The organism is Variovorax sp. P4_D9 (assembly GCF_056401695.1).
This window is the reverse complement of sequence record NZ_JBFUIU010000867.1, coordinates 1-3,605: the sequence shown is the minus strand read 5'-3', so window position 1 is coordinate 3,605 and position 3,605 is coordinate 1. Positions and strand designations below refer to the sequence as shown.

3 protein-coding genes and 2 pseudogenes are annotated in these 3,605 nt (G+C 66.7%); all 5 read right to left on the bottom strand.

What is annotated here, in order from left to right:
- Window positions 1–965, bottom strand: a pseudogene (locus AC1DY5_RS47135) (bifunctional aconitate hydratase 2/2-methylisocitrate dehydratase); the annotation flags it as partial.
- Window positions 966–1,036: 71 nt separating this feature from the next.
- On the bottom strand, window positions 1,037–1,615 hold the full coding sequence (locus AC1DY5_RS47130; protein WP_478121254.1) for a hypothetical protein: 579 nt from the start codon (window positions 1,613–1,615) through the stop codon (window positions 1,037–1,039).
- Between the two features lie 25 nt (window positions 1,616–1,640).
- Window positions 1,641–2,648, bottom strand: coding sequence for an HpcH/HpaI aldolase/citrate lyase family protein (locus AC1DY5_RS47125; protein ID WP_478121253.1), 1,008 nt, complete (start codon window positions 2,646–2,648; stop codon window positions 1,641–1,643).
- Window positions 2,645–3,421: a trans-aconitate 2-methyltransferase gene (tam, locus tag AC1DY5_RS47120; protein WP_478121252.1), complete on the bottom strand. Its 777-nt coding sequence runs from the start codon at window positions 3,419–3,421 to the stop codon at window positions 2,645–2,647. Before tam ends, AC1DY5_RS47125 begins: the two co-directional genes overlap by 4 nt.
- 13 nt (window positions 3,422–3,434) lie before the next feature.
- Window positions 3,435–3,605: pseudogene (locus AC1DY5_RS47115) on the bottom strand (malate dehydrogenase); the annotation flags it as partial.

Here is a 3,605-nt window from a genome sequence, read left to right as displayed (position 1 = left end):
ACCTTGCCTTCCTTGAGCGCCTTGCCTTCGTAGGGACTCAGCTCGACCACTTCGCCCATGTTCATCTGGCTGACGTCGAGTTCGATCGGCAGCGCGCCGGAGTCTTCCATCGTGTTGTAGAAGATCGGGGCGATCTTGCCGCCGAGGCAGACGCCGCCGAAGCGCTTGTTCGGTACGTAGGGGATGTCTTCGCCGGTGAACCAGAGCACCGAGTTGGTCGCGCTCTTGCGCGACGAGCCGGTGCCGACGACGTCGCCGGCGTAGGCCACCAGGTGGCCGCGGGCGCGCAGGTCCTCGATGAACTTCACCGGGCCGCGCTTGCCGTCTTCCTCCGGCACGATTCCGGGGCGGGCGTTCTTGTGCATCGCGAGTGCGTGCATCGGAATGTCGGGGCGCGTGGTCGCGTCCGGTGCGGGCGACAGGTCGTCGGTGTTGATTTCGCCGGCAACCTTGAAGATGCTGACGGTGATGCTTTGCGGCACCTCGGGGCGGCTGGTGAACCATTCGGCATCGGCCCAGCTCTGCAGCACGGCCTTGGCATTGRCATTGCCGTTGTCGGCCTTTTCCTTGACGTCGTGAAACTGGTCGAACATCAGCAGGGTCTTCTTGAGGCCCTCGGCCGCGACGGCGCCGACCTCGGCATCGTCGAGCAGGTCGACCAGCGGTCCGATGTTGTAGCCGCCGAGCATGGTGCCGAGCAGTTCGGTGGCGCGCGCGCGGCTCAGCAGCAGGCTCTTCTCGGTGCCGTGCGCCACGGCGGCGAGATAGCTGGCCTTGACCTTGGCGGCGTCGTCCACGCCCGCCGGCACGCGCTGCGACAGCAGATTCAGCAGGAAGTCGGCCTGGGCCACGGCCGGCGTCTTCATGAGCTCGATCAGCTCGGCGGTCTGCTTGGCGGTCAGCGGCAGCGGCGGGATGCCGAGCGCGGCGCGTTCGGCAACATGTTCAACGTAGCTTTGCAACATCTTCTTTTCTCCGGAAACACAAAATGGCGGGCGGCTCCCGCTGGCAAGCAAGAGCCGCGCCTCGGCTGGATTTACTGCGTCTTGGCGGCCGACGACGAATCGCCGCTCTCGAACAAGCTCTTGGGCGGGTTCTTCTTCATGTCCTCGGCCACCTCGACCTGCTTGGCCGCCTGGCATTCGTCAGCCAGCCGAAGCCCCTGCTTCTGGCTCATGAGCATCGACTTGTTGCCCAGCTGCAGCCACATGGCTTCGCGGACCGGGTCTTCGAGACGGACGGCACCGGTGCGGCTGGCGACCGGATGCAGGCGGTACTTGACGCCGGCGTGCGTCAGCGTGAAGTAGCCGGGCTTCTTGGCGTCGGCCTCGATGTTCACGCTGGCGCCGAGTTCACACTTGATCGTGCCGGTGAGGATGCTCTCGGCCACCTTGAGATCGGCCTCGGACAGGGCGACATCGGTCTCTTCGCTGATCGGCTTGCCTTCCTCGACCCGCTTGATGATGCGCTTCGGCACCACTTTCTGGACCGCATTCTGGGTGGTGACCTTGGCGCGCTCCTTGAGCGGCGGCTTTGCGGGGGCATCGGTGTTCTGGGCCATCGCAGCGAGCGGCAAAGCAAGGGCGGTGGCGGCGATCAGGGCAATCGTCTTCATGGGTAGGCTTCTTTCGGGGTAAGTTTCAAGAGATGGCGGGAGCGAACCACGCCTGCGCCTCGGAAGGCAAGCTGCGGCCGGTGGCATGCGCCCGTTCGAGTACCTGCCAGAAATGGCGGTAACTGGCACGATCATGCAATGTGCCATCGATACTGACCGGTGCCCACGCGGCAAGGGCCGCGGCGGCAATGATTTTTGTAGCGATTTGAATCTGCCGCTCGTCGGGCGCGAAGGCCTCGAGGATCGGACGGATCTGGTTCGGGTGGATGCTCCACATGCGGGTGTAACCGAATTCGGTCGCGGCCCTGCGGGCGGCGGCACGCATCGCCTCGACATCGTTGAACTCGGTCACGACGCAGTGCGAAGGAACCTTGCCATGGGCGTGCGCCGCGGAGGCGATCTCGAGTTTGGCACGCACCACCAGCGGGTGCGTGAACTGCCCGGCGGCCGCCATGCCCTCGGCCGGAATCGCGCCGCCGTGCGACGAGACGAAATCCATCAGGCCGAAGCTCAGCGACTGCACCCGGGGATGGCCCGCGATCTCGAAGGCGTGGTGCACCGCCAGCGGGGATTCGATCAGCACGTGCAGCGGCAGCGCCTCGGCGCCAACGGCGTCGAGCGCCAGCACGGCTTCGCGGACGTCGTCGATCGACTCCACCTTGGGCACCATCAAGTGGCTCAGGCGATGGCCGGCGCGACCGGCGATGGTCATCACGTCGGCCGGGAACGCCGAATGATCGACCGGATGAACCCTTGCGCCTACACGCATGCCCGGGGCCGCCGACAGCGCGAGTTCGGTCACCAGCGCCGCATGCTCGGCCTCGCCGCCGACCGGCGCACCATCCTCGCAGTCGAGCGTGACGTCGAACACGCAGGCGCCGAACTCCTGGGCCATCTCCGCCTGCAGCGCCAGGCTCTTGCGCATGCGTGCCTCGACGCCGCTGTAATGGTCGCAGACCGGCAGCGCCACGGCGCCGGCCTGGGCGCCGAGCAGCACCTCGCGCGGATGAGGGGAAGAAATCGCTGGGTTCATGTCTTCTTCTGCGCCACGATGAACAGGCGCGGAAAAGCCAGCAGCAGCTTGCCGTCGCTGCGTGCCGGGTAGGCGCGCGCAATGCGCCGTTCGTATTCGGCCAGATAGCTGCTCTTGAGCTCGCTGGGCAAAGGGTCGACAAAAGGCTTGAGCCCGGTGCCGCTGACCCACTCGACGATGGCCGCCGCGGAGGCCATCGGATGCTGGTAGGCGGTACGCCAGACGTCGACCACCGCGGCATCGCCGGCCAGCAGGTCGTAGTAGCCGTCGATTCCGAGCAGTTCGGTGCGCAGCCGGTCGGGGTTCCCGATGGCCTGTGCCCAGGGTGCCTCGCCCGCCACCTCGCGCATCAGCCGATGCGTGGGCTCCTCGCGGTTGTCGGGCATCTGGATCGCCAGCACGCCGCCGGGCGCCAGCGCCGCGAAGAGCCTGGGGATCAGAGCTTCGTGGTCGGGCACCCATTGCAGGGCGGCATTGGCATAGATCAGGTCGGGCGCCGCCTCGGGCGCCCAGGTCGTGATGTCGCTGAGCTCGAAGCGGGCCTGCGGCAGGCGTTGCCTGGCGCTGGCGAGCATCGGCTCGGAGTTGTCGGTGCCGACCACCGCGGCATCCGGAAAACGCTGCACCAGCAGCTCGGTGGAATTGCCCGGCCCGCAGCCGAGGTCGAACACGCGCGCCGCCTGGGCCAGCGGCACTCGTGCCAGCAGATCCCGGGCGGGACGGGTGCGCTCGTCCTCGTAACGGCTGTAGAGCGCGGGGTTCCAGTCGAGCATGCCGGCTGTGGCTTTACAGCAGGTGGGCGACGCCGGCTTGCTCGTCCTGCAGTTCCTTGAGCGTCTTGTCGATGCGCTCTTGGCTGAAGGCGTCGATCTCGAGGCCTTCGACCAGCTTGTACTCGCCGTTCTCGCAGGTCACGGGGAAGCCGAACATGGTGTCCTTCGGAATGCCGTACTGGCC